Origin of the sequence: Nocardioides ganghwensis (assembly GCF_014779655.1) — a bacterium.
GTDB classification, from domain to species: Bacteria; Actinomycetota; Actinomycetes; order Propionibacteriales; family Nocardioidaceae; genus Nocardioides; species Nocardioides ganghwensis.
Genome location: NZ_JACXYX010000002.1, coordinates 95,562 through 115,298, shown reverse-complemented (window position 1 = coordinate 115,298; position 19,737 = coordinate 95,562). Strand labels below are relative to the sequence as shown.

Annotated in this window: 19 protein-coding genes; 6 read left to right on the top strand and 13 right to left on the bottom strand. The window is 72.5% G+C overall.

What is annotated here, in order from left to right:
* The first annotated feature begins 19 nt into the window (after positions 1-19).
* Both IEZ24_RS02785 and IEZ24_RS02780 read left to right on the top strand, forming a co-directional pair.
* On the top strand, positions 20-547 hold the full coding sequence (locus tag IEZ24_RS02785) for a CGNR zinc finger domain-containing protein (RefSeq protein WP_129453340.1): 528 nt from the start codon (positions 20-22) through the stop codon (positions 545-547).
* 51 nt (positions 548-598) lie between these two features.
* Positions 599-2,245 (top strand): DNA repair helicase XPB, encoded by a 1,647-nt coding sequence (locus IEZ24_RS02780; RefSeq protein WP_129453339.1) that lies wholly within the window; start codon positions 599-601, stop codon positions 2,243-2,245.
* A 69-nt stretch (positions 2,246-2,314) separates the two neighbouring features.
* Here IEZ24_RS02780 and IEZ24_RS02775 read toward each other — a convergent pair whose 3' ends face one another.
* Together IEZ24_RS02775 and IEZ24_RS02770 are read right to left on the bottom strand one after the other, a co-directional pair.
* Positions 2,315-3,355, bottom strand: a complete 1,041-nt coding sequence (locus IEZ24_RS02775; RefSeq protein WP_129453338.1) for an NAD(P)-dependent alcohol dehydrogenase — start codon at positions 3,353-3,355, stop codon at positions 2,315-2,317.
* A 65-nt stretch (positions 3,356-3,420) separates the two neighbouring features.
* Positions 3,421-3,882 carry a MerR family transcriptional regulator gene (locus tag IEZ24_RS02770; RefSeq protein ID WP_129453337.1) on the bottom strand — a complete coding sequence of 154 codons (462 nt, stop codon included), beginning with the start codon at positions 3,880-3,882 and terminating at the stop codon, positions 3,421-3,423.
* Between the two features lie 79 nt (positions 3,883-3,961).
* Here IEZ24_RS02770 and IEZ24_RS02765 point away from each other — a divergent pair, with 79 nt between their 5' ends.
* Both IEZ24_RS02765 and IEZ24_RS02760 read left to right on the top strand, forming a co-directional pair.
* Entirely contained in the window at positions 3,962-4,846 is an 885-nt protein-coding gene (locus IEZ24_RS02765) for an oxygenase MpaB family protein (protein WP_207206683.1), read from the top strand.
* Positions 4,843-5,442 (top strand): HD domain-containing protein, encoded by a 600-nt coding sequence (locus tag IEZ24_RS02760; protein ID WP_129453335.1) that lies wholly within the window; start codon positions 4,843-4,845, stop codon positions 5,440-5,442. The genes IEZ24_RS02765 and IEZ24_RS02760 overlap by 4 nt, the downstream gene beginning before the upstream one ends.
* A gap of 4 nt (positions 5,443-5,446) precedes the next feature.
* Here the strand turns inward: IEZ24_RS02760 and IEZ24_RS02755 are convergent, their stop codons facing one another.
* A complete protein-coding gene (locus IEZ24_RS02755; RefSeq protein ID WP_129453334.1) occupies positions 5,447-6,169 on the bottom strand; it encodes a GntR family transcriptional regulator in 723 nt (240 codons plus the stop codon).
* Positions 6,170-6,286: 117 nt separating this feature from the next.
* Between IEZ24_RS02755 and IEZ24_RS02750 the strand changes: the two genes are divergently transcribed.
* Positions 6,287-6,898, top strand: coding sequence for an alpha-ketoglutarate-dependent dioxygenase AlkB (locus IEZ24_RS02750; protein ID WP_129453333.1), 612 nt, complete (start codon positions 6,287-6,289; stop codon positions 6,896-6,898).
* On the opposite strand, the gene IEZ24_RS02745 is transcribed toward IEZ24_RS02750, so the two are convergent.
* The 6 genes from IEZ24_RS02745 to IEZ24_RS02720 form a co-directional block, all read right to left on the bottom strand.
* Positions 6,885-7,586 (bottom strand): SRPBCC family protein, encoded by a 702-nt coding sequence (locus tag IEZ24_RS02745; RefSeq protein ID WP_129453332.1) that lies wholly within the window; start codon positions 7,584-7,586, stop codon positions 6,885-6,887. The genes IEZ24_RS02750 and IEZ24_RS02745 overlap by 14 nt on opposite strands.
* A gap of 2 nt (positions 7,587-7,588) precedes the next feature.
* On the bottom strand, positions 7,589-8,434 hold the full coding sequence (locus IEZ24_RS02740; RefSeq protein WP_129453331.1) for an FAD binding domain-containing protein: 846 nt from the start codon (positions 8,432-8,434) through the stop codon (positions 7,589-7,591).
* Entirely contained in the window at positions 8,431-10,893 is a 2,463-nt protein-coding gene (locus IEZ24_RS02735) for a xanthine dehydrogenase family protein molybdopterin-binding subunit (RefSeq protein ID WP_129453330.1), read from the bottom strand. The genes IEZ24_RS02740 and IEZ24_RS02735 overlap by 4 nt, the downstream gene beginning before the upstream one ends.
* Positions 10,890-11,363, bottom strand: a complete 474-nt coding sequence (locus tag IEZ24_RS02730; protein WP_129453329.1) for a (2Fe-2S)-binding protein — start codon at positions 11,361-11,363, stop codon at positions 10,890-10,892. The genes IEZ24_RS02735 and IEZ24_RS02730 overlap by 4 nt, the downstream gene beginning before the upstream one ends.
* A gap of 188 nt (positions 11,364-11,551) precedes the next feature.
* The gene (locus IEZ24_RS02725; protein WP_129453328.1) at positions 11,552-12,157 is read right to left on the bottom strand and encodes a hypothetical protein; all 606 of its coding nucleotides are present in this window, start codon (positions 12,155-12,157) and stop codon (positions 11,552-11,554) included.
* Positions 12,154-13,380, bottom strand: coding sequence for a transcriptional regulator (locus tag IEZ24_RS02720; RefSeq protein ID WP_129453327.1), 1,227 nt, complete (start codon positions 13,378-13,380; stop codon positions 12,154-12,156). Before IEZ24_RS02720 ends, IEZ24_RS02725 begins: the two co-directional genes overlap by 4 nt.
* Before the next feature lie 300 nt (positions 13,381-13,680).
* On the opposite strand from IEZ24_RS02720, the gene IEZ24_RS02715 reads away from it, so the two are divergent.
* The gene (locus IEZ24_RS02715; protein WP_129453326.1) at positions 13,681-15,180 is read left to right on the top strand and encodes an HNH endonuclease signature motif containing protein; all 1,500 of its coding nucleotides are present in this window, start codon (positions 13,681-13,683) and stop codon (positions 15,178-15,180) included.
* A 428-nt stretch (positions 15,181-15,608) separates the two neighbouring features.
* Here IEZ24_RS02715 and IEZ24_RS02710 read toward each other — a convergent pair whose 3' ends face one another.
* The 4 genes from IEZ24_RS02710 to IEZ24_RS02695 form a co-directional block, all read right to left on the bottom strand.
* On the bottom strand, positions 15,609-16,511 hold the full coding sequence (locus IEZ24_RS02710) for an exonuclease/endonuclease/phosphatase family protein (protein ID WP_129453325.1): 903 nt from the start codon (positions 16,509-16,511) through the stop codon (positions 15,609-15,611).
* A 69-nt stretch (positions 16,512-16,580) separates the two neighbouring features.
* Positions 16,581-17,714: an XdhC family protein gene (locus IEZ24_RS02705; RefSeq protein WP_165355955.1), complete on the bottom strand. Its 1,134-nt coding sequence runs from the start codon at positions 17,712-17,714 to the stop codon at positions 16,581-16,583.
* Positions 17,707-18,834 carry a vWA domain-containing protein gene (locus IEZ24_RS02700; protein WP_129453324.1) on the bottom strand — a complete coding sequence of 376 codons (1,128 nt, stop codon included), beginning with the start codon at positions 18,832-18,834 and terminating at the stop codon, positions 17,707-17,709. Before IEZ24_RS02700 ends, IEZ24_RS02705 begins: the two co-directional genes overlap by 8 nt.
* Positions 18,831-19,706, bottom strand: a complete 876-nt coding sequence (locus IEZ24_RS02695; RefSeq protein WP_397190524.1) for an AAA family ATPase — start codon at positions 19,704-19,706, stop codon at positions 18,831-18,833. Before IEZ24_RS02695 ends, IEZ24_RS02700 begins: the two co-directional genes overlap by 4 nt.
* Positions 19,707-19,737 lie beyond the last annotated feature (31 nt).

Genomic DNA, 19,737 nt, shown 5'->3' with positions numbered 1-19,737 from the left:
CCCTCCGTAGACTGGACGGATGGACTTCATCCGGTACGCCGAGCGCTCGGCGGCGCTCGTCAACGCCGAGCTGCCCGACGAGGAGGCGCTGCGCGCGCACCTCGCGGACCGGTCGTGGCTGCACCGGTCCGTCGTCGAGGGCGACGTGGAGTCCCTGCAGGTCTTCCGCTCCGAGCTGCGGGCGGTGTTCGAGGCCTCCGACGTCGACGACGTGAGCCTCGTCGTGAGCACGCTCAACGACCTGCTCGCGCGGCACCCGGTCACGCCGATGATCTCCGACCACGACCCCGACGACCTGCACATGCACGTCGCCAACCGCGCCGCGTCGGTCGCCGAGCTGCTCATCGGGGAGGCACTGATGGGCCTGGCCAACCTGGTGTGCGACCTCGGCGCCACCCGCCTCGGGATCTGCTCCGAGGCCCGCTGCGACCACGTCTTCGTGGACACCTCGCCCAACCAGTCGCGGCGCTACTGCTCGGACCGGTGCTCCTCGCGAGCCAACGTGGCCGCCTTCCGCGCCCGCCAGAAGGCCGCGTCCGCCAGCTGATCGCACGCACGCCGGCACGGCCGTGCTGGCCTGCGTCCGTAGGATCGTCGGGTGAATGACGGTCCCCTCATCGTCCAGTCGGACAAGACGCTCCTGCTCGAGGTCGACCACCCCTCGGCCGCCGAGGCCCGGAAGGCGATCGCGCCGTTCGCCGAGCTCGAGCGCTCGCCCGAGCACATCCACACCTACCGCCTCACGCCGCTCGGCCTCTGGAACGCCCGCGCCGCCGGCCACGACGCCGAGCAGGTGGTCGACGCGCTGCTCACCTGGAGCCGGTACGCCGTCCCGCACGCCCTGCTCGTCGACGTCGCCGAGACGATGGGCCGCTACGGCCGGCTCCGCCTGGAGAAGCACCCGGTCCACGGCCTCGTGCTCTCCTCGACCGACCGGCCGGTGCTCGAGGAGGTGCTGCGCGCCAAGAAGATCGCCGGCATGGTCGGCGCGCGCCTCGACGACGACAGCGTCGCGGTGCACCCGAGCGAGCGCGGCAACCTCAAGCAGGCGCTGCTCAAGCTGGGCTGGCCGGCGGAGGACTTCGCCGGCTACGTCGACGGCGAGGCGCACGCGATCGACCTCGCCGAGGACGGCTGGACGCTGCGTCCCTACCAGCGCGAGGCCGCCGAGTCCTTCTGGGACGGCGGGTCGGGCGTGGTCGTGCTGCCCTGCGGGGCGGGCAAGACCATCGTCGGTGCGGCCTCCATGGCGCAGGCGCAGGCGACCACCCTCATCCTCGTCACCAACACGGTCAGCGCGCGGCAGTGGAAGGACGAGCTGGTCGCCCGCACGTCGCTGACCGCCGACGAGATCGGCGAGTACTCCGGCGCCGTCAAGGAGGTCCGGCCGGTCACCATCGCGACCTACCAGGTGCTGACGACGAAGCGGAAGGGCGTCTACCCGCACCTCGAGCTCCTCGACGCCCGCGACTGGGGCCTCATCGTCTACGACGAGGTCCACCTGCTGCCGGCGCCGATCTTCCGGATGACCGCCGACCTCCAGGCCCGCCGCCGCCTCGGCCTCACCGCGACGCTGGTGCGCGAGGACGGCCGCGAGGGCGAGGTCTTCTCCCTCATCGGCCCCAAGCGCTACGACGCCCCCTGGAAGGACATCGAGGCCCAGGGCTGGATCGCGCCGGCGGACTGCGTCGAGGTGCGGGTCACCCTGCCCGATGGTGAGCGCCTGGCGTACGCCACGAGCGACCCCGACACCCGCTACCGCCTCGCCTCCTGCACCCACGCCAAGATCGACGTCGTGCGCGACCTCGTGCGCCAGCACGCCGGTCAGCCGACGCTGGTCATCGGGCAGTACATCGACCAGCTCGACGAGATCAGCGAGATGCTCGACGCACCGGTGATCAAGGGCGAGACGACGGTCAAGGAGCGGCAGCGCCTCTTCCAGGCCTTCCGCACCGGCGAGATCGACCTGCTCGTGGTGAGCAAGGTCGCCAACTTCTCCATCGACCTGCCGTCGGCCGAGGTGGCGATCCAGGTCAGCGGGTCGTTCGGCTCGCGCCAGGAGGAGGCGCAGCGCCTCGGCCGGCTGCTGCGGCCCAAGACCGAGGGCCGCACCGCGCACTTCTACACGATCGTCTCGCGCGACACCGTGGACGCCGACTTCGCGCAGAACCGCCAGCGGTTCCTCGCCGAGCAGGGGTACGCCTACCGGATCGTCGACGCCGGGGACCTCGCCGCCGAGGCGTGACGCCGAGGTCCGCCGGGACCGGCGGCGTACAACATCCCGACCGGGCCCCGGCGTGACGACCGCGTCGGGTCAGGCGAGCGTGCTGGTGTCGATCACGAACCGGTAGCGCACGTCGGAGGCGAGCACCCGCTCGTACGCCTCGTTGACCTGGTCGGCCGCGATGACCTCGACCTCGGAGACGATGCCGTGCTCGGCGCAGAAGTCGAGCATCTCCTGGGTCTCGGCGATGCCGCCGATCATCGAGCCGGCGAAGGTGCGGCGGTTGCTGAGCAGCGAGAACACGTTGAGGCTCAGCGGCTCGGCAGGGGCACCGACGTTGACCATCGCGCCGTTGACGGCGAGCAGGCCGAGGTAGGCGCTGACGTCGATCTTCGCGCTGACGGTGTTGACGACCAGGTCGAAGGAGCTGGCGAGCGCCTCGAAGGTGTCGGGGTCGCTGGTGGCGAAGTAGTGGTCGGCGCCCAGGCGGAGGCCGTCCTCCTGCTTCTTCAGCGACTGCGACAGCACCGTGACCTCGGCGCCCATGGCGTGGGCGATCTTGACGGCCATGTGGCCCAGGCCGCCGAGGCCGACGACCGCGACCTTCCTGCCGGGACCGGCCTGCCAGTGCTTGAGGGGCGAGTACGTCGTGATGCCCGCGCACAGCAGCGGCGTGGCGGCCGCGGGGTCGAGGCCCTCGGGGATCGAGAGGACGTAGTCGGCGTCGACCACGACGTGGGTGGAGTAGCCGCCCTGGGTGGTGGTGCCGTCGCGGTCGGTGGCGGCATACGTGCCGATCATGCCCTTGCGGCAGTACTGCTCGTCGCCGTTGCGGCAGTTGTCGCACTCGCCGCACGAGCCGACCATGCAACCGACGCCGACGCGGTCGCCGACCCGGTGGCGGGTGACGTCGGCGCCGACCTCGGTGACGGTGCCGACGATCTCGTGGCCGGGGACGAGCGGGTAGGGCTGCGGGCCCCAGTCGCCGTTGACGGTGTGGATGTCGGAGTGGCAGATGCCGGCGTACTCGATGGCGATGAGCACGTCGTCGGCGCCGACCTCGCGGCGCTCGATGGTCGTCGGGGCCAGCGGCTCACCGGCGGCGGGTGCGGCGTAGGCGTTCACGCGCATGGGGGTCTCCTTGCTCTGTGGGGATGCCCCGGGGCTGCCCCGGGGTGTACGTCGGCGGGTGCCGACTAGTGGTCGGTGACCGCGCGCAGCTCCTCGGCGAGCTCGCGCGCCCGGGACGCGATGTCCTCGCTCCGGGTGGCGTCGCCGTCCTCCACGGCCTGCCAGTAGGCGATCTTCAGGTCGACGTAGCGCTGGCGCAGGACCAGCCGCTCCGCCTCGACCGTGAGGTGCCGCTGCTGCTGCTCGAGCAGCTCGCGCTGCTCGGCCGCGGCCGCGGCACCGCGCGTGGCGTTGGCCATGTAGTGGCGCATGTCGTCGAGCCCCATCCCGGTCGCGGCCAGGCAGGAGACCGCCGTCAGCTGGTCGAGGTCGTCCTCGCCGTAGACGCGGTGGCCGCTGCTCGCGCCACGGCTGATCGGGGGGATGACCCCGACCTGCTCGTAGTAGCGCAGCGTGCTGGCCGGCAGCCCGGTGAGGGCCGCGGTCTCCCGGATGGTGTAGCTGCGGGGCTCGGCGTGGGTGGTCACGTCGACGACGCTAGGAACTTCGAGTACTCGAAGTCAAAGGCCGACCCGGGCGTTGGGGGCCGTCGCTAGTCTCGACGTCGTGACCCTCCGCGAACGCCTCGGCGCCGAGCTGTTCCGCAAGGTCGCCGGCCCCGACGGCCCGCGCAACCGCGAGCGCGTGCACGGCACCCCGGGCCCGCGGTGGTTCGCGCCCGACTCGCCGATCACGCGCGTGCACGGCGACGCGTCGATGTTCGTCGGCGGCATCCGCGCGATCATGCTGCAGTCGCTGCACCCGGCGGCGATGCAGGGCGTGGCCGACCACTCCGGCTACCGCGGCGACATGTGGGGACGCCTGGCGCAGGTCTCCACCTACATAGCGATGACCACGTTCGGGGCCGAGCGCGACGCCCTCCAGGTGATCCGTGCCGTGCAGCGCGCCCACGAGTCGGTGACCGGCACGATGCCCGACGGCACCCCGTACGCCGCCTCGGACCCGCACCTCCTCGGCTGGGTGCACGTGGCCGAGATCGACAGCTTCCTGCTCGCGCACGACCGGTTCGGGCACGAACCGCTCGTGGGGGCGGAGCGCGACGAGTACGTCGCCCAGACCGCGCACGTCGCGGCCCTGCTCGGCGTGACCGAGCCGCCCACGACCGAGGCCGGCCTCCGCGCGCGCCTCGACGCCTACCGGCCCGAGCTCGCCGGGACCCCCGCCGCGCGCGACGCCATCTCGTTCCTCGTGTGGCACCCCGACCTGCCGGTCGCCGCGCGCCCGGCGTACCTCGCCCTCGTCGGGGCCGCTGTGTCGCTGACGCCCGAGTGGCAACGCCGCGAGCTGGGCCTGCCCCACCCGCCCGTGCTCGACGAGGCGCTGGACCGGGTCGTCGGCCGCGCACTCGGGAAGGTGTCCACCGGCGCCATCCGGTGGGCGATGGCGTCCGGGCACGCGCAGGCGCGCGAGCTGCAGGACGCCCGCGGGTGAGCACCGCCCCGATGACGCTCGCCGGGAGGTGGCCGCTCCCCGACCACCACGACCTGCGCGACGAGCTGCTCGCAGCCTGGGACCGCCCCGGCTACCACGACCTGCTGCACCTCGAGGAGGTCCTCGACCGGCTCGACCGGCTGGCCGCCGCGGGCGCCGGGTTCGACCGGACCGCCGTCGCGCTCGCCGCCTGGTTCCACGACGCGGTCTACGAGGGGGCCGAGGACGACGAGGAGCGCTCGGCCCGCTGGGCCGAGCGGGCCCTGCCCGCGTCGTACGCAGGGGAGGTCGCGCGGCTGGTGCGGATGACCGTCCACCACCGGCCGGACGACGACGACCCGGCGGGTTGCGCGCTCAGCGACGCCGACCTCGCGATCCTCGCTGCGCCGCGCGAGCGGTACGACGCCTACGTCGGGGGCGTGCGGGCCGACTTCGCGCACGTGGGCGACGCGGACTTCCGCGCCGGCCGGGCGGCGGTGCTCGCCGACCTCGCGGCGAAGCCGCACCTGTTCCACACCGCGCAGGCTCGCGACCTGTGGGAGGCGGCGGCGCGGGCCAACCTCGAGCGCGAGCTCGCGGACCTGGGCCGCGGGTGACGCGTCAGCGGTCGTTGAGCTGGAGGTAGACGGTGAAGCGGTCGTGGCGGTAGCAGGTGCGTGACACCTCGACGATGCGACCCTCCGACACGGCACGGCGGGCGTGGCGCAGGACCGGGTCGCCCTCGGCGATCTCGAGGATCGCCGCCTCGTCCGCGCTGGCACGGTCTGCGCTGATGGAGTCCTCGACCTCGGTGGGGCGCAGGCCGCGGGCACCGAGGGCCTCGTAGAGGCTGGTGGGCGTGCCGTGCTGCAGGAAGCCCGGCAGCAGCACCTCGTTGAGGTAGGCGTCCTCGACGCAGACGATGGCCGCGTCGGCGCGGCGCAGCCGTCGCCAGTGCAGGACCGGGTCGCCCGGCGAGATGTCGAGCGCACGGGCCACGCCCGGGCCGGCCTGCTCGACGCGGGCGAGCAGCGTCTGCGACTCCGGCAGCATCCCGCGCCGGCGCATCTCCTCGGTGAAGGAGGTCAGGCGGCCGACGGTCTTGGGGGGCTGCGCGACGAAGGTGCCGCGGCCGGGGATGCGCTCGAGGAGACCCTCCGCGACCAGCGCGTCGAGCGCCTGTCGCACGGTCATCCTCGCCACGCCGAAACGGGCCACGAGCTCGCGCTCGGACGGTGCCGCGGAGCCCGGCGGCTGCGCCTCGATGAGGCTGCGGACGTGCTCGCGGACCTGGACGTGCTTCAGCGCCCGCTGTCGCGGGACGACGACGTCGACCGGATCCATGCATTCAGGCTAGGACTGGTCTGGACGGGTGTCTCCGATTTGACGGTTCCTTCGATAAACCCTCGAAGTCTTCGGATGGATCGAACGCCTGTTCGACTCTGGTGGTAGGGTGCCGTCGTGGACTACCAGACGTCCCTCTTCGCCGACGACACCACGGATTCCGTGGCGCTGGCACCTGAGCGTCGCCGGCTGACCCGCGGAGCGTGGGTCGACGTCCAGCGCAGCTGGCTGGCGGACCCCGACGCCGTGTTTTCCGCACTCGTCGAGGAGGTGCCGTGGCGCGCCGAGCGACGCGAGATGTACGACTCGGTGGTCGACGTCCCCCGCCTGGTCCACACCTACCTCGCGGGTGCCCCGCTCCCCCATCCCGCACTGGTCGAGGCACGTACGGCACTGAGCCGTCACTACCTGCCCGAGCTGGGCGAGCCGTTCGTGACGGCCGGCTGCTGCTTCTACCGCGACGGTCGCGACTCGGTCGCCTGGCACGGCGACACGATCGGCCGGGGCCGCACCGCCGACACGATGGTCGCGATCGTCAGCGTCGGCGACCCGCGCCGGCTGCTGCTGCGGCCCCGGGGCGGCGGGTCGTCGATCGCGCTGACGATGGGGCACGGCGACCTGGTCGTGATGGGCGGCTCCTGCCAGCGCACCTGGGAGCACGCCGTGCCCAAGGTGGCCCACGCAGGGCCGCGCATCTCCGTCCAGTTCCGCCCGCTCAACGTCTTCTGAGCAGCCTCCTCAGGACGGCGAGCACCACGAGCGCGGCCAGGGCCTGCTTCCAGTACGACTTGAGGATCACCGGCAGCACGGCGCTGCCGAGGTCGAGCGCCTCGGGCTCCCGTACGGGCCGGGGCGGGGGTGGTGCCGGCGGCGGAGGCGCGGCCGCCGCCACCGACGGGGCGGTCGCCTCCGCAGTCGGTTCGCTCGGCGGCTGGGCTGCCGGCTCCCCCTGCGGCTCGGGTGCGGGCTCGGGGGCGGCGAGCCGCTGCTCGAGGCACGCCACGAACTGACCGAGCAGCTTGTCCGAGACGTCCTGCATCACCCCGCGGCCGAACTGCGCGGGCTTGCCGGTGATCGCGAGGTCGGTGTCGACCGAGACGTCGGTCGACCCGCCGGCGGCGTCGGTCATCACCACGGTGACCTTCGCCCCGGCCGTACCGTTGCCGCGCTTGTCCTTGCCCTTGGCGTCGACGACGAAGCGGTGGGCCTCGGCGTCCTTCTCCACGAAGGTGCCGCTGCCGTTGTACTGCAGCGCGATCGGCCCGAGCTTGACCTTGACCGACCCCGAGAAGGAGCTCTCGTCGGCCTCGGTGACCTGCGCGCCCGGGAAGCACTCGGCCACCGAGGCGATGTCGTTGAAGTGCGCCCAGGTCTCCTCGACGCCGATCGGGACGGTGAACCGGTGGTTCAGCTCCACCCCTACACCCCCGCAGCCTTGAGGACGGCTCGACCGGTGAGGACCCGGGCGAGGTGCTGGCGGTAGTCGGCCGCGCCGTTGAGGTCCGAGGGCGGGTTGGTGCCCTCCGCGGCGAGGTCCGCGGCGGCGCGTACGCCGTCCTCGGTCGCGCTGGCGCCGGCCAGCGCCTGCTCGCTGGCGGTGGCCCGCAGGGGCGTCGAGCCCATGTTGGTCAGGCCGATGCGGGCCTCGTCGATCGAGCCCTTGACGGTGGCGGCGACGGCCACGATCGGCCACTGGTGCGCGACACGGACGAACTTCTCGTAGTGGGCGCCCCAGCCGGTGTGCTTGGGGATGCGCACCTCGGTGAGGATCTCGTCGTCGCCGATGGCGGTCTCGAAGAGGTCGACGAAGAAGTCGGACGCCTCGACCGTGCGCGTCCCGCCGGGCCCGGCGATCACGAACTGCGCGCCGAGCGCGAGCGCGGGTGCGCCGAGGTCGCCGGCCGGGTCGGCGTGGGCGAGCGCCCCGCCGAACGTGCCGCGGTGCCGGATCTGCGAGTCGGCCACCTCGGCCGCCGCCTTGGAGAGCAGCAGCGCGTGCTCCTTGACGAGGTGGTCGTCGCGGACGTCGTGGTGGGTGGTCATCGCACCGATCACGATGGCGTCGCCGTCGTCGCGGATGCCCCGCAGCGAGGAGATGCCGCCGAGGTCGATGACGACCTCGGGGGCGTTGAGGCGCATCCGCAGCACCGGCAGCAGGCTCTGCCCGCCGGCGAGGATCTTCGCGTCGTCGCCGTGCTGCCCGAGGGCGGAGATGGCCTCCTCGACCGACGTGGGTGCGAGGTAGTCGAACTTCACCGGGATCACTGGCCTGCTCCTTCGTCCTGGTTGAGGGCGCCTTCCTCGAAGTGCGGCATCGCCGCTTCCGGGGTCGGTGCGTCACCGTCGTTGGCGTGGATCGCCCGCCACACGCGCTCGGGCGTGCAGGGCATCTGGATGTCGTGGACACCGAGGTGGCGTACGGCGTCGACGACGGCGTTGACGACCGCCGGGGTCGAGGCGATGGTGCCGGCCTCGCCGACGCCCTTGGTGCCCAGCGTGTTGGTCGTGCACACGCTCGGCTCGTCGGTGTGCACGACGTCGAAGGAGATCGTGTCGGCCGACGTCGGGAGCAGGTAGTCGACGAATGACCCGCTCACGAGCGTGCCGGCCTCGTCGTGCACGGCCTCCTCCCACAGCGCCTGCGCGATGCCCTGCACCAGGCCGCCGTGGACCTGGCCGGCCACGATCAGCGGGTTGATGATGACGCCGATGTCGTCGCAGCAGGTGTACTTCCGCATCTTCACCGCACCGGTCTCGGTGTCGACCTCCATCGCGCACAGGTGCGTGCCGTGGGGGTAGTTGAAGTTCACGGGGTCGTACGTCGCGTCGGCGTCGAGGCTGGGCTCCATGTCCTCGGGGTAGTTGTGCGCCGCGAACGCCGCGGTGGAGAGCTCCTGGATGGTCACGCCCTGGTCGGTGCCGCGGACGCTGAACCGCCCGGCGGTGTAGTCGAGGTCGTCGGCGTTGGCCTCGAGCAGGTGCGCGGCGAGGTGCTTGGCCTTCTCGATGACCTTGTCGACCGCGCGGACGAGCGCCTCGCCGCCGACCACCAGTGACCGGGAGCCGTACGTGTCGAGGCCCTTGTGCGCGATCTGGGTGTCGCCGTGCAGCACCTCCACGTCCTCGAACGGCACACCGAGCCGGTCGGCGACGATCTGGCTGAACGCCGTCTCGTGGCCCTGGCCGTGCGCGCTGGCGCCGGTGACGATCTCGACCTTGCCGGTGGCCAGCATCCGCACGCTCGCGTGCTCCCAGCCGCCGGCGCCGTAGTCGAGGCTGCCGAGCACCCGGCTCGGCGCGAGGCCGCACATCTCGGTGAAGGTCGAGACGCCGATGCCCAGCTGGACGCGGTCGCCGCGCTCGCGGCGCTCCTTCTGCTCGGCGCGCAGCGCGTCGTAGCCGAAGGACTCCTTGGCCTTCGCCGTGGCGGCCTCGTAGTTGCCGGAGTCGTACTCGAGCCCGGCGACGGTGGTGAAGGGGAACTCCTCGTGCGTGATCCAGTTGCGCTCGCGGATCTCGAGCGGGTCGACCCCCACCTCCGCGGCCAGCTCGTCCATCAGCCGCTCGACGGCGTACGTCGCCTCGGGACGCCCCGCGCCGCGGTAGGCGTCGGTGAACGTCGTGTTGGTGAGCACGGTCTGGCACTCGAAGCGGTAGGAGGGGAACTTGTAGATCGCGTTGAACATGAAGGCGCCGAGGACGGGGACGCCGCCGCCGACGATCGCGATGTAGGCGCCCAGGTCGGCGTCGAGGTGGACCTTGAAGCCGGTGACCTTGCCGTCCTTGTCGGCCGCCAACGTCAGCATCTGCACCTGGTCGCGGCCGTGGTGGGCCGCCAGCAGGCTCTCGCTGCGGGTCTCGGTGTACTTCACCGGCTTGGAGAGCCGTCGCGCGACGGCCCAGGCGATCCACTCCTCGGGGGTCGTCTGGAGCTTGCCGCCGAACCCACCACCGACGTCGGGGGCGATGACCCGGATCTTCGACTCGGGCACGCCGGTGGTAGCCGCCAGGGCGAACCTCAGGATGTGCGGGATCTGGGTGGCGGACCACATGGTGATCTGCTCCCCCGTGGGGTCGACCACGACGCTGCGCGGCTCCATGAAGGCGGGGATCAGTCGCTGCTGGCGGTACTCGCGCTCGATGACGATGCCGTTGGTGCGCGCCTCCGCGATCGCGGCCTCGACGTCGCCGCCCGTGCCGGCCTCGCTGGAGTCGAAGACCCACAGCGCCGACTTGTTGGTGCCGAGGTCGGGGTGCGCCAGGACCTGGTCCTCGAGGGCCTTCTTGATCCCGACGACGGCGGGCAGCTCCTCGTACTCGACGTCGACGAGCTCGGCCGCGTCGCGCGCCTCGGCGGCGCTGCGCGCCACGACCACCGCGACGACCTCACCGGCGAACGCCACGCGGTCCGCGGGCATCGGCGAGTGGGCCGGGGTCTTCTGGTCCGGGGTGATCGGCCAGGCGTTGATGCACACCCCGAGCTCGTCGCCGAAGTCCTTGCCGCTCAGCACGGCGACCACGTTGGGCGAGGCCTTGGCGGCCTCGACGTCGATCGAGGTGATGGTGGCGTGGGCGAAGGGGCTGCGCACCATGGCCAGGTGCAGCATGCCGGGCAGGGTGATGTTGTCGGTCCAGCGGGTGCGGCCGGTGATCAGCCGCTGGTCCTCCTTGCGGCGCCGGTCCTTGCCGATCTCCGCTGCGGGGCGGTCCTGGGTGGCGGTCATGACTTGGCTCCTTCGGCTGCGTGGAGCACGCTCTTGACGATGTTGTGGTAGCCGGTGCAGCGGCAGAGGTTGCCCTCCATGCCCAGCCGCACCTCCTCCTCGGTCGGGTCCGGGTTCTCGGCGAGCAGGTCGACGGCCTGCATGATCATCCCCGGGGTGCAGAAGCCGCACTGCAGGCCGTGGCACTCGCGGAACGCCTCCTGGACCGGGTGGAGCTCACCCTCGGCGGCGTCGGCGAGACCCTCGATCGTGGTCACGGTGCGCCCGTTGGCCTGCACCGCGAGCACGTTGCACGACTTCACGCTCGTGCCGTCGAGGTGGACGGTGCACGCTCCGCAGTTGGAGGTGTCGCAGCCGACCACGGTTCCGGTCTTGCCGAGCTTCTCCCGCAGGTACTGCACCAGCAGCATCCGGGGCTCGACGTCGTCGGAGACCGCAGCCCCGTCGACGGTGAGTTCGATCTTCGTCATCTGGCCGCTCCAGTGTGAGGTGGGTCACTCCTGGTGCCGAACCTAGGTCGCCGTGGTTGGGAGATGGTTGGGGGCAGGCAGATCACGAGCGAGGAACGAGCTCCCGGTCTCGGCTGTCCCGGTCGAGCAAGCGCCGCGGGTGAGCTCGCGAACCCGCGGCAGCGCGTCGAGACCAGCAGCGAACTGGTTCAGACCACCCGACCGCCGGCCCGCATGCTGTCGGCGATCTTCTTGGCGGCGCCGCTCACCTGGTAGGCGTGCAGCCCCTCGTCGGGGTCGGCGGTGTGGGCGACGATCGAGGTGGACACCACCTCGCGGAAGGCGAGTGCGATGCCCATGGAGATCCGCTCGCGGCCCGTCTCGTCCACCGACCGGCACGTCGTACGCAGCCGCCGCGCGTCGCCGCGCACCCGCCCGCACCGGATCTGCCCGTCGCCTGCCCCCTCGAGCGTGCCCGTGATCATGCGGACCATGTCCTTGGGGACCAGGCGGAGCCGGAGGCCGACGTCCTCGAGCACCACCACCAGCTCGGTGCCGCCTGTCCGGTGCGCGTAGGTGTAGGTCGGGAACCGCCGTCCGGCCACGACCTGCTCCCCCTCGACCGGGGTCGCGGCCACGGGGAAGTCGAACCTGATCCCCGTCCCCTCGTCAACGACCGTCTCCCAGGGCCCGGCGTCCGGGGCCTCGCTGGTCCGGGTCACGGGTTCGGGAGCCGGTTCCTCGCGACCACCGCCGCACGCCGTCAGCACCGCGAGCGCGACGACGGACGCGAGCGCGCTCCGCAGGTCGGTCATCCGCCGGAGGCGGCCAGCTTGCCCTTGAGCAGCGGGGCGACCGGGTGGTGGACCGGCAGGGCCGCGAGGCACGCCTCGACCACGGCGGTGTCGTAGGGCGCGAGCTCGCTGTAGCGCAGGACGGCGTCGGCGTCGGGGTTGGCGAGCAGCGCCTCACGGACGCTCACCGCGAGGTAGTCGCCCATCTGCACCAGCGCGGGCGAGTCGGTGCCGGGGAGCAGGTCCCCGCCGTACGCCCGCACGGCCGCCCGTACGTCGCCGCGGCGCAGCAGCCGCTGGACCTCCTCGACGTCGGTGGCGACCGGCATCGTGAGGCGGTAGGGGCGCGAGGACAGCTGTCCCGCCAGGGCGGCGCGCAGGTGCGAGACCTCCGCCTTGAGGGTCGAGGTCGTCACCGACGAGTCGCCGTAGAGCAACGAGTGCAGGTGCTCGACCGACAGGCCCGCGGGGTGCATCGCGAGCAGGGCGAGGATCTCGGTCTGGCGACGGTTGAGCAGGAGCCGCTGCCCGTCCAGCCACACCTCGGCGGTGCCGAGCAGGGTGAGGGTGAGCCCGGGCTCGGTGGGGCCGGCGTCGCCGGCGAGGGTCGTACGCCGGTCGGCCGGCAGGGCCCCCTCGATCAGCCGGGCCATCACGCGTGCGGTGGCGAGCCCGATCGGGTGGGTCCGGTCCCACGTCGTCGACAGGTCGATCACCCCGAGCGAGCGCCCGGTGACCGGGTCGAACACCGGGGCGGCCCAGCAGACCCAGTTGTGCACGACCTCGGCATAGTGCTCGGCGCTGAAGACCATCGACGGCCGGGCGGTCCGCCCCGCGATCGCCAGCGCGTTGGTGCCGACGCTCTGCTCGTCCCAGCGGCCGCCGGGCACGAAGTTGACCGTCTCGGCCTTGCGCCGCATCACCCGGCCGCCGTAGGTCCACAGGATCCGGGTCTGATCGTCGGTCACCGCGATGACCAGGTCGCCGTCCTCGGCCGTGCGCCGCAGCTCGTCCTGCACGCGCTCGACCGCCGTCTGGAGCGGTGACTGCTTCCAGAAGTCGGCGGTGTCCCCCTCGTCGGCGAGCGGGGCGTGGGTCACCGTCGGCGACACGACGCCCGACAGCTCCCAGCTGCGCAGGATCTCGGGCCGCACCGCGGTGGCCCCGCCGTCCCCCTCCTCGACGAAGCGCGTCCAGGCGCGCACCGCTCGCACACGGCGGGCGTGCAGGTCCTCGCTGGTCATGGCGGCTCCTGGTGGGTCATCGCAAACCTAGCCCGAGTGTGATGACCGCAACAGGGATTCCGCCCCGGCCAAGGATCGATGGTCGACCACCCGCTCCGCTCTCGACGGTCGAGTAGCCCGCCCCTGTCGGTGGTCGAGTAGCCCGCGAGGCACGAGCGGGCGTATCGAGACCCGTCTCATGGCCGCCGTTCGGTGGTTGAGGTGCGAGCGAAGCGAGCCTCGAAACCGCTCCCGAGTTCACTGGTCGAGAGCCGTCCAGGTCCAAGGTGACTGTCGGTGGGCTTCCGTAGGATCGAACACATGATCGAGAGGTTGGAAGCGGAGGTGCGAGGGGTCGCAGACGACCTCTCGCCCGCCGACGTGCTGTCCGCGATCCGCGACCGCAAAGCCGCCGAGGACCGGGCCGCTGCCGACCAGCTCGTCCTCGCCACCCGGTGGGCCGACCTGCACCCGCCGGAGTCGATCCACGACGCCGCGTCGTTCACGGTTCCGGGGTGTGAGCACGAGGAGCCCATCGCCGGCGAGGGCGCACCCCTGGTGGCGGAGTTCTGTGTCGCCGAGCTCGGCACCGTCCTCGGCATCACCAGCACGGCGGCGAAGAAGCTCATCGGCCACGCCCTCGAGCTGCGCCACCGCCTGCCGCGGTTGTGGGAGCAGGTACACACCGGCCGGGTCCCAGCCTGGCGGGCCCGAGCCGTCGCCGAGACCACCATCCACTCCTCGCCCCCACTGACGGCCGAGGCGGCAGGGTTCGTCGACTCCCAGGTCGCCGCCGTGGCCGGGCGGATCGGGCAGGCGCAGCTCGACCGGCTCGTCGCGGAGACGATCAAGCGCTACGACCTCGCCACCGCCGACCCGTCCGCTGATCCCGAGGACGGGTGGCAGCACGTCGACCCGCGCCACGTCACCGTGGACAAGGACGACGTGCACTACGCCGGCACCCTGCACCTCGAGGCCGACCTCGACATCGCCGACGCCCTCGACCTCGACCGAGCCGTGGCCCACCACGCGGCGGTCCAGAAGGCCCTCGGCTCGACCGAGTCGCTGGACGTGCGACGCGCCAAGGCGCTGGGTGACCTCGCCCGCACGCAGACAGCGCTCGACCTCCACGCCCAGGACGACTCCGCCCAGGACGATTCAGCCCAGGACAGCTGCCGTGGTTTCGAGGCTCGCTCCTCAACCACCGACAAAGCCAGCACCTCGACCACCAATGAGAGCGGGCCGGACCTGCCGGCTGCGCGGGAGGTCGTCATCCACGCCCACTTCGACGCCTCCGTGGTCGGCGAGCAGACCGTGTTCGGTCCGACTGGACGTATGGAGAACGGGCAGCGACTCGTCCTTCTCGACCAGGTCCGGTCCTGGTGCGCCGACAGCCGTACGAAGGTGACGATCAAGCCCGTGATCGACCTCAACGCCCAGCTCACCGCCCAGGGCTACGAGATCCCGGACCGGATCCGCGAGCAAATCATTCTCCGCGACCGCACCTGCGTGTTCCCGTCGTGCACGAGACCGGCCCGCGGCTGCGACATCGACCACATCACCGCCTACGACCACGACGCCGAGGCCGAGGGCAGACCCCAGCCCGGACCCACTCGGACGGACAACCTCGCCTGCCTGTGCCGGTTCCACCACCGGTTGAAGACCCACTCGGCTGGGCGCTACGAGATGGTCGAGCCAGGGGTGTTCGAGTGGACCTCACCCCACCGACACCGCTACCGCCGCGACCGGACCGGCACCACCGCGCTCGAGCCGTCCGGGCCACCCGAACCGCCGGGCATCCCACGACCCCGCCGAAGATGACCCCACCCCACACCCCGCCACCCACAGGTGGCGGGGCCACAGGCACGTCCTGACCATGAGAGCGGGCAGACACGTACGTCCGCTCATGTCGATGAGCGGACGTGGGAGGAGGGTCGCTCAGCCGTGGCGGCGTTCCTGCGCGACCCGATGGTTGGCAATCCAGCACTGTCAGCGGACCGGCTCCACCCTGATCTGCCCTGTCAGCGCGACCGGACGGTAGGCCAGCGCTCGTTCCACGACCTCCACGGCCCTCGGTTCGTGGTCGGACTCGTCGCCCCCGCTCGCGCTCATCTGCCGCATCAGTGCCGCCGACGGTGCTCGCACTGCCGAGCTGCGGGCGAGGTCAGGACGCTCGTCGGCGTTCCCAGGGCGTTGAACCCGCCTGTGGCGACCCGCGCACGCTCGGGGGGTCGTTCCCCCGGCCGCGCTCAGCGCTTGCGCGCGAAGGTGGCGACGATGCCGGGGTGGTCGGTGACCAGGTGGCGGTAGGAGCGGAAGGAGCGGATGCGGAAGTCCGAGTCGCGCTCGCCCATCACGTAGTCGATCCCCGAGCCACCCTTGCGACCGCTGTAGTTGGTCTCCAGGCGCAGCGGCCTGGTGATCCGGCCCTTCACGAGGTGGTCGGTCGTGTCCCGGTTCTCGGTGACGTTGCAGTCGCACATCGCGACGAACTGGTGCCCCACGGGCGCGTTCTCCTTGAGGGCCCGCACCCGGCTCGCCATCCGCCACATCGCCTCGACCCCCTGGCGGTTGGCGTAGTTGGGCCCGCCGGTGCGGCGGTTGTGGAGGTGGTTGGGGAGGTGGAAGCTCACCGCACGGATCACGTGACCGCTCGCGCGGTGCCGCAGCACCGCGACAACGCCGTACTGGTCGTGGGCGACCCGACCGGTGGCCTGGCGCCGCCACGTCCGGCCGGTCAGGAGGGCGGGCCAGGTCTTCTCGAGCCCCCAGACGTCCTTGTCGAAGGCGATGGGGTTGTCGTCCGTGCCGGTCGGGCCGCTCGGCATCAGCAGGGTCCACGACTTCGGCAGGGACGCGCGCAGTGCGGGCCGGCTGAACAGGCGCTCCTGGAACCCGATGACGGAGGCACCCCCGTCGAGGACCCGCCCGATGTCGTGCCGCATGCCCGCGACCCTCATCCCCTTGCGCAGGTTGAGCGTCGCCACGCTGAAGCGACCGGCGGGTCCGGCGGCCCCGGCCTGGGACCGGCCGTCCTCGCGGGTCTGCGCGGCCGACGTGCCCGGCGTCAGGACGGCGAGCAGCAGGACGGTCGCGACCAGGAGAACGGTCGCTCGGGCACGGTCACGGGGCAGCGCGGCGGGAAAAAACATCCCGGAGACCATAGGCGGGGCATCCACCCCCGGCAAATTCCGCCCTGCCCGCAGGACGCCGGCATCCGCTCAGTCGTCGTGGTGGATGCGACCCTGCGTCACGGCCAGCCGCTCCCCCGAGCCGCCCCAGTGCCGGGCCACGATCTCGGCCGCGATCGACACGGCCGTCTCCTCGGGCGTACGGGCGCCGAGGTCGAGCCCGATCGGCGACGACAGCAGCGACAGCTCGTCCTCCGTGAGACCCGCCTCGACCAGCCGCGCCAACCGCTCGTCGTGGGTGCGCCGGGAGCCCATCGCGCCGATGTAGCCCGGGCGTACGTCCTCGTCGAGGCGCAGCGCGACCTCGAGCAGCGGGACGTCGAACTTCGGGTCGTGCGTGAGCACCGCGAGGACCGTGCGCCGGTCGATGCGACCGGCGTCGAGCTCGGCCTGCAGGTAGCGGTGCGGCCAGTCGACGACCACCTCGTCGGCCCCGGGGAAGCGGGAGGTGGTCGCGAAGACGGGGCGCGCGTCGCACACCGTGACGTGGTAGCCGAGGAAGGAGCCGACCTTCGCCACGGCGGCGGCGAAGTCGATCGCGCCGAAGACCAGCATCCGCGGCTTGGGGGCGAAGCCCCACACGAAGACCCGCATGCCCTCGCCGCGACGCTCCCCGTCCGGGCCGTAGGTGAGGGTGGCGTTGGTGCCGGCGGCCAGCAGGCCGAGCGCGTCGTCGTGGACGGCGGCGTCGGCACGCGGCGAGCCGAGGCTGCCGTCGGCGGGGACGTCCGGGCGGACCACCATGCGGCGGCCGACCCACGCGGGGTCCGGGTGCTCGATGACGGTGGCCAGCGCGACCGGTCGTCCGGCCTCGATGTCGGCGGCCACCTCGCCCAGCTGCGGGAAGGTCTCCCGCGAGACCTGCTCGACGAAGACGTCGAGGATGCCGCCGCAGGTGAGGCCGACCGCGAAGGCGTCGTCGTCGGAGACCCCGTAGCGCTCGAGCACCGGCTCCCCGGACGCCACGACCGACTGCGCGAGCTCGTAGACCGCACCCTCCACGCAGCCGCCCGAGACCGAGCCCACCGCGGTCTCGTCGGGGCCGACCAGCATCGAGGCGCCCGCCGGGCGGGGTGCGGACCTGAAGGTCGCGACCACCGTCCCGACGCCGATCGTCTCGCCGGCCTCCCACCACTGCATCAGCTCGGGCAGCACGTCACGCACGGGAGATCACCTCGGTCAGGTCGGCGAACGTCGCCAGCGAGTGCCCGGCGAGGAAGTCGTCGCAGTGCGGCAGGGCAGCCACCACCCCGCCCTGGAGCGGCTCGTAGCCGGCCTTCCCGCGGTGCGGGTTGACCCACACCACGCGGTGCGCGACCCGCTTCAACCGGGCCATCTGCTCGCCGAGGAGCTCGGCGTCGCCGCGCTCCCAGCCGTCGCTGAAGACCACCACGACCGCGCCGCGGGCCATCCCGCGCTGGCCCCACCGGTCGAGGAAGACCCGCAGCGTCTCCCCCAGCCGGGTGCCACCGGACCAGTCCGGCACCACCTCGCCGGCGGCGACGATGGCGCGGTCCGCGTCGGGCGAGCGCAGGGCGCGGGTCACGTGGGTCAGCCGGGTGCCGACCGTGAAGGTCTCGACGGTGCCGCCGACCGAGCGCGCCGACTGGGTGAGGCGGTGGGCGAGCCGCAGCAGCGCGTCGGCGTACGGGCTCATCGACCCGCTGACGTCGAGGAGCAGCACCACCCGGCGCGGGCGGGTGCCGCGCCGGCGCCAGGCGATCTCGCCGGGCTCGCCGAGGTGGCGCAGGGAGTTGCGCAGGGTCCGCGAGGCGTCGAGCTCGCCGCGGTGCCAGCGCCGGTGCCGGGCCGTACGCCGCTCCGGCGGGCGCAGCGACAGACGGACGAACATCGAGGCCAGGCGCCGCTTCTCCGCGGCGTCGAGCGTCGCCACGTCGCGGTGCTTCAGCACCTCCGCCTCCGACGCCTTCGCCCGGACGAGGTCCTCCTCCCCCGCCTCCTCGCCGCCGCCGGCGCCCTCGGCGTCGGGCAGCAGGTGGGCGGTGGAGGGGCGGGAGGCCTCGCGCGGCTGCGCCCGCGGGAGGCCGTCGCGCGGGTCGAACCACGCGGCGAAGACCTGGTCGTGGCGGGCCAGGTCGTCCGGCGAGCCGCACAGGGTCGCGCGGCCGGCCCAGTAGGTGGCCTGGCGGTCGTCGGCGCCGACGGCCGCCACCGCGGCCAGGAACCCGTGCGCGCGGTCCTGGGTGACCGGTACGCCGGCCGCGCGCAGCGCGCGGGTGAAGCCCAGCAGCACCTCGTCGGCCTCGTGGAGCACGGCGTTCATCGCGACAGCATCCGGTCCAGGGCGGCCTTCACCCGGTCGGCGTCCTCGCGGTACTTCAGCAGGGCGCCGAGGGTGGCCGCGGCGGAGGACAGGTCGAGCTCGACGGTCCCGAGGTGGGTGAGCGCGCGCGCCCAGTCGAGGGTCTCGGCGACCCCGGGCGGCTTGAGCAGGTCGTCGCGCCCACGCAGCTGCTGGACGAGCCCGACCACCTGCCGGGCCAGCGCCTCGCTGACCTCGGGGACCCGGGAGCGGACGATCTCCACCTCGCGCTCGAGGCCCGGGTGGTCGATCCAGTGGTAGAGGCAGCGGCGCTTGAGCGCGTCGTGCAGCTCGCGGGTGCGGTTGGACGTCAGCACCACCAGCGGCGGCTCCGGCGCGGTCACCGTGCCGAACTCCGGGATCGTCACCTGCCAGGTCGACAGCACCTCCAGCAGGAACGCCTCGAACTCGTCGTCGGCGCGGTCCACCTCGTCCACCAGGAGCACGGCCGGCGCCTGCCGCAGCGCGGCGAGCACCGGTCGCGAGAGCAGGAAGCGCTCGTCGTACAGGCTCTTCTCGGCCTCGTCGGAGTCGACCTCCCCGGCCGCCTCGAGCGCCCTCAGGTGCAGGATCTGGCGGGGGAAGTCCCAGTCGTAGAGCGCCTGGCTGGCGTCGATCCCCTCGTAGCACTGGAGGCGTACGAGCGGCAGGTCGAGGCTCTGCGCCAGTGCCTCGGCCAGCGCGGTCTTGCCCGTGCCCGGCTCGCCCTCGAGCAGCAGCGGGCGCTGCATCCGCGACGCCAGGAACACGACGGTCGCCAGCTCCTCGTCGGCGAGGTAGCCGGTCGCGCCCAGCCGGGCGGCCACGTCTGCGGCGGAGTCCATGCCTTGCATGTCGTCAGGCTACGACCCGGCACGTTGGTCG

Coding starts and splice junctions, on each gene's coding strand:
- IEZ24_RS02785 (WP_129453340.1), top strand. CDS start 20: ATGGACTTCATCCGGTACGCCGAGCGCTCGGCGGCGCTCGTCAACGCC.
- IEZ24_RS02775 (WP_129453338.1), bottom strand. CDS start 3,355: ATGCGCGTGAACGCCTACGCCGCACCCGCCGCCGGTGAGCCGCTGGCC.
- IEZ24_RS02755 (WP_129453334.1), bottom strand. CDS start 6,169: ATGGATCCGGTCGACGTCGTCGTCCCGCGACAGCGGGCGCTGAAGCAC.
- IEZ24_RS02735 (WP_129453330.1), bottom strand. CDS start 10,893: ATGACCGCCACCCAGGACCGCCCCGCAGCGGAGATCGGCAAGGACCGG.
- IEZ24_RS02730 (WP_129453329.1), bottom strand. CDS start 11,363: ATGACGAAGATCGAACTCACCGTCGACGGGGCTGCGGTCTCCGACGAC.
- IEZ24_RS02725 (WP_129453328.1), bottom strand. CDS start 12,157: ATGACCGACCTGCGGAGCGCGCTCGCGTCCGTCGTCGCGCTCGCGGTG.
- IEZ24_RS02720 (WP_129453327.1), bottom strand. CDS start 13,380: ATGACCAGCGAGGACCTGCACGCCCGCCGTGTGCGAGCGGTGCGCGCC.
- IEZ24_RS02715 (WP_129453326.1), top strand. CDS start 13,681: ATGATCGAGAGGTTGGAAGCGGAGGTGCGAGGGGTCGCAGACGACCTC.
- IEZ24_RS02710 (WP_129453325.1), bottom strand. CDS start 16,511: ATGTTTTTTCCCGCCGCGCTGCCCCGTGACCGTGCCCGAGCGACCGTT.
- IEZ24_RS02700 (WP_129453324.1), bottom strand. CDS start 18,834: ATGAACGCCGTGCTCCACGAGGCCGACGAGGTGCTGCTGGGCTTCACC.
- IEZ24_RS02695 (WP_397190524.1), bottom strand. CDS start 19,706: ATGCAAGGCATGGACTCCGCCGCAGACGTGGCCGCCCGGCTGGGCGCG.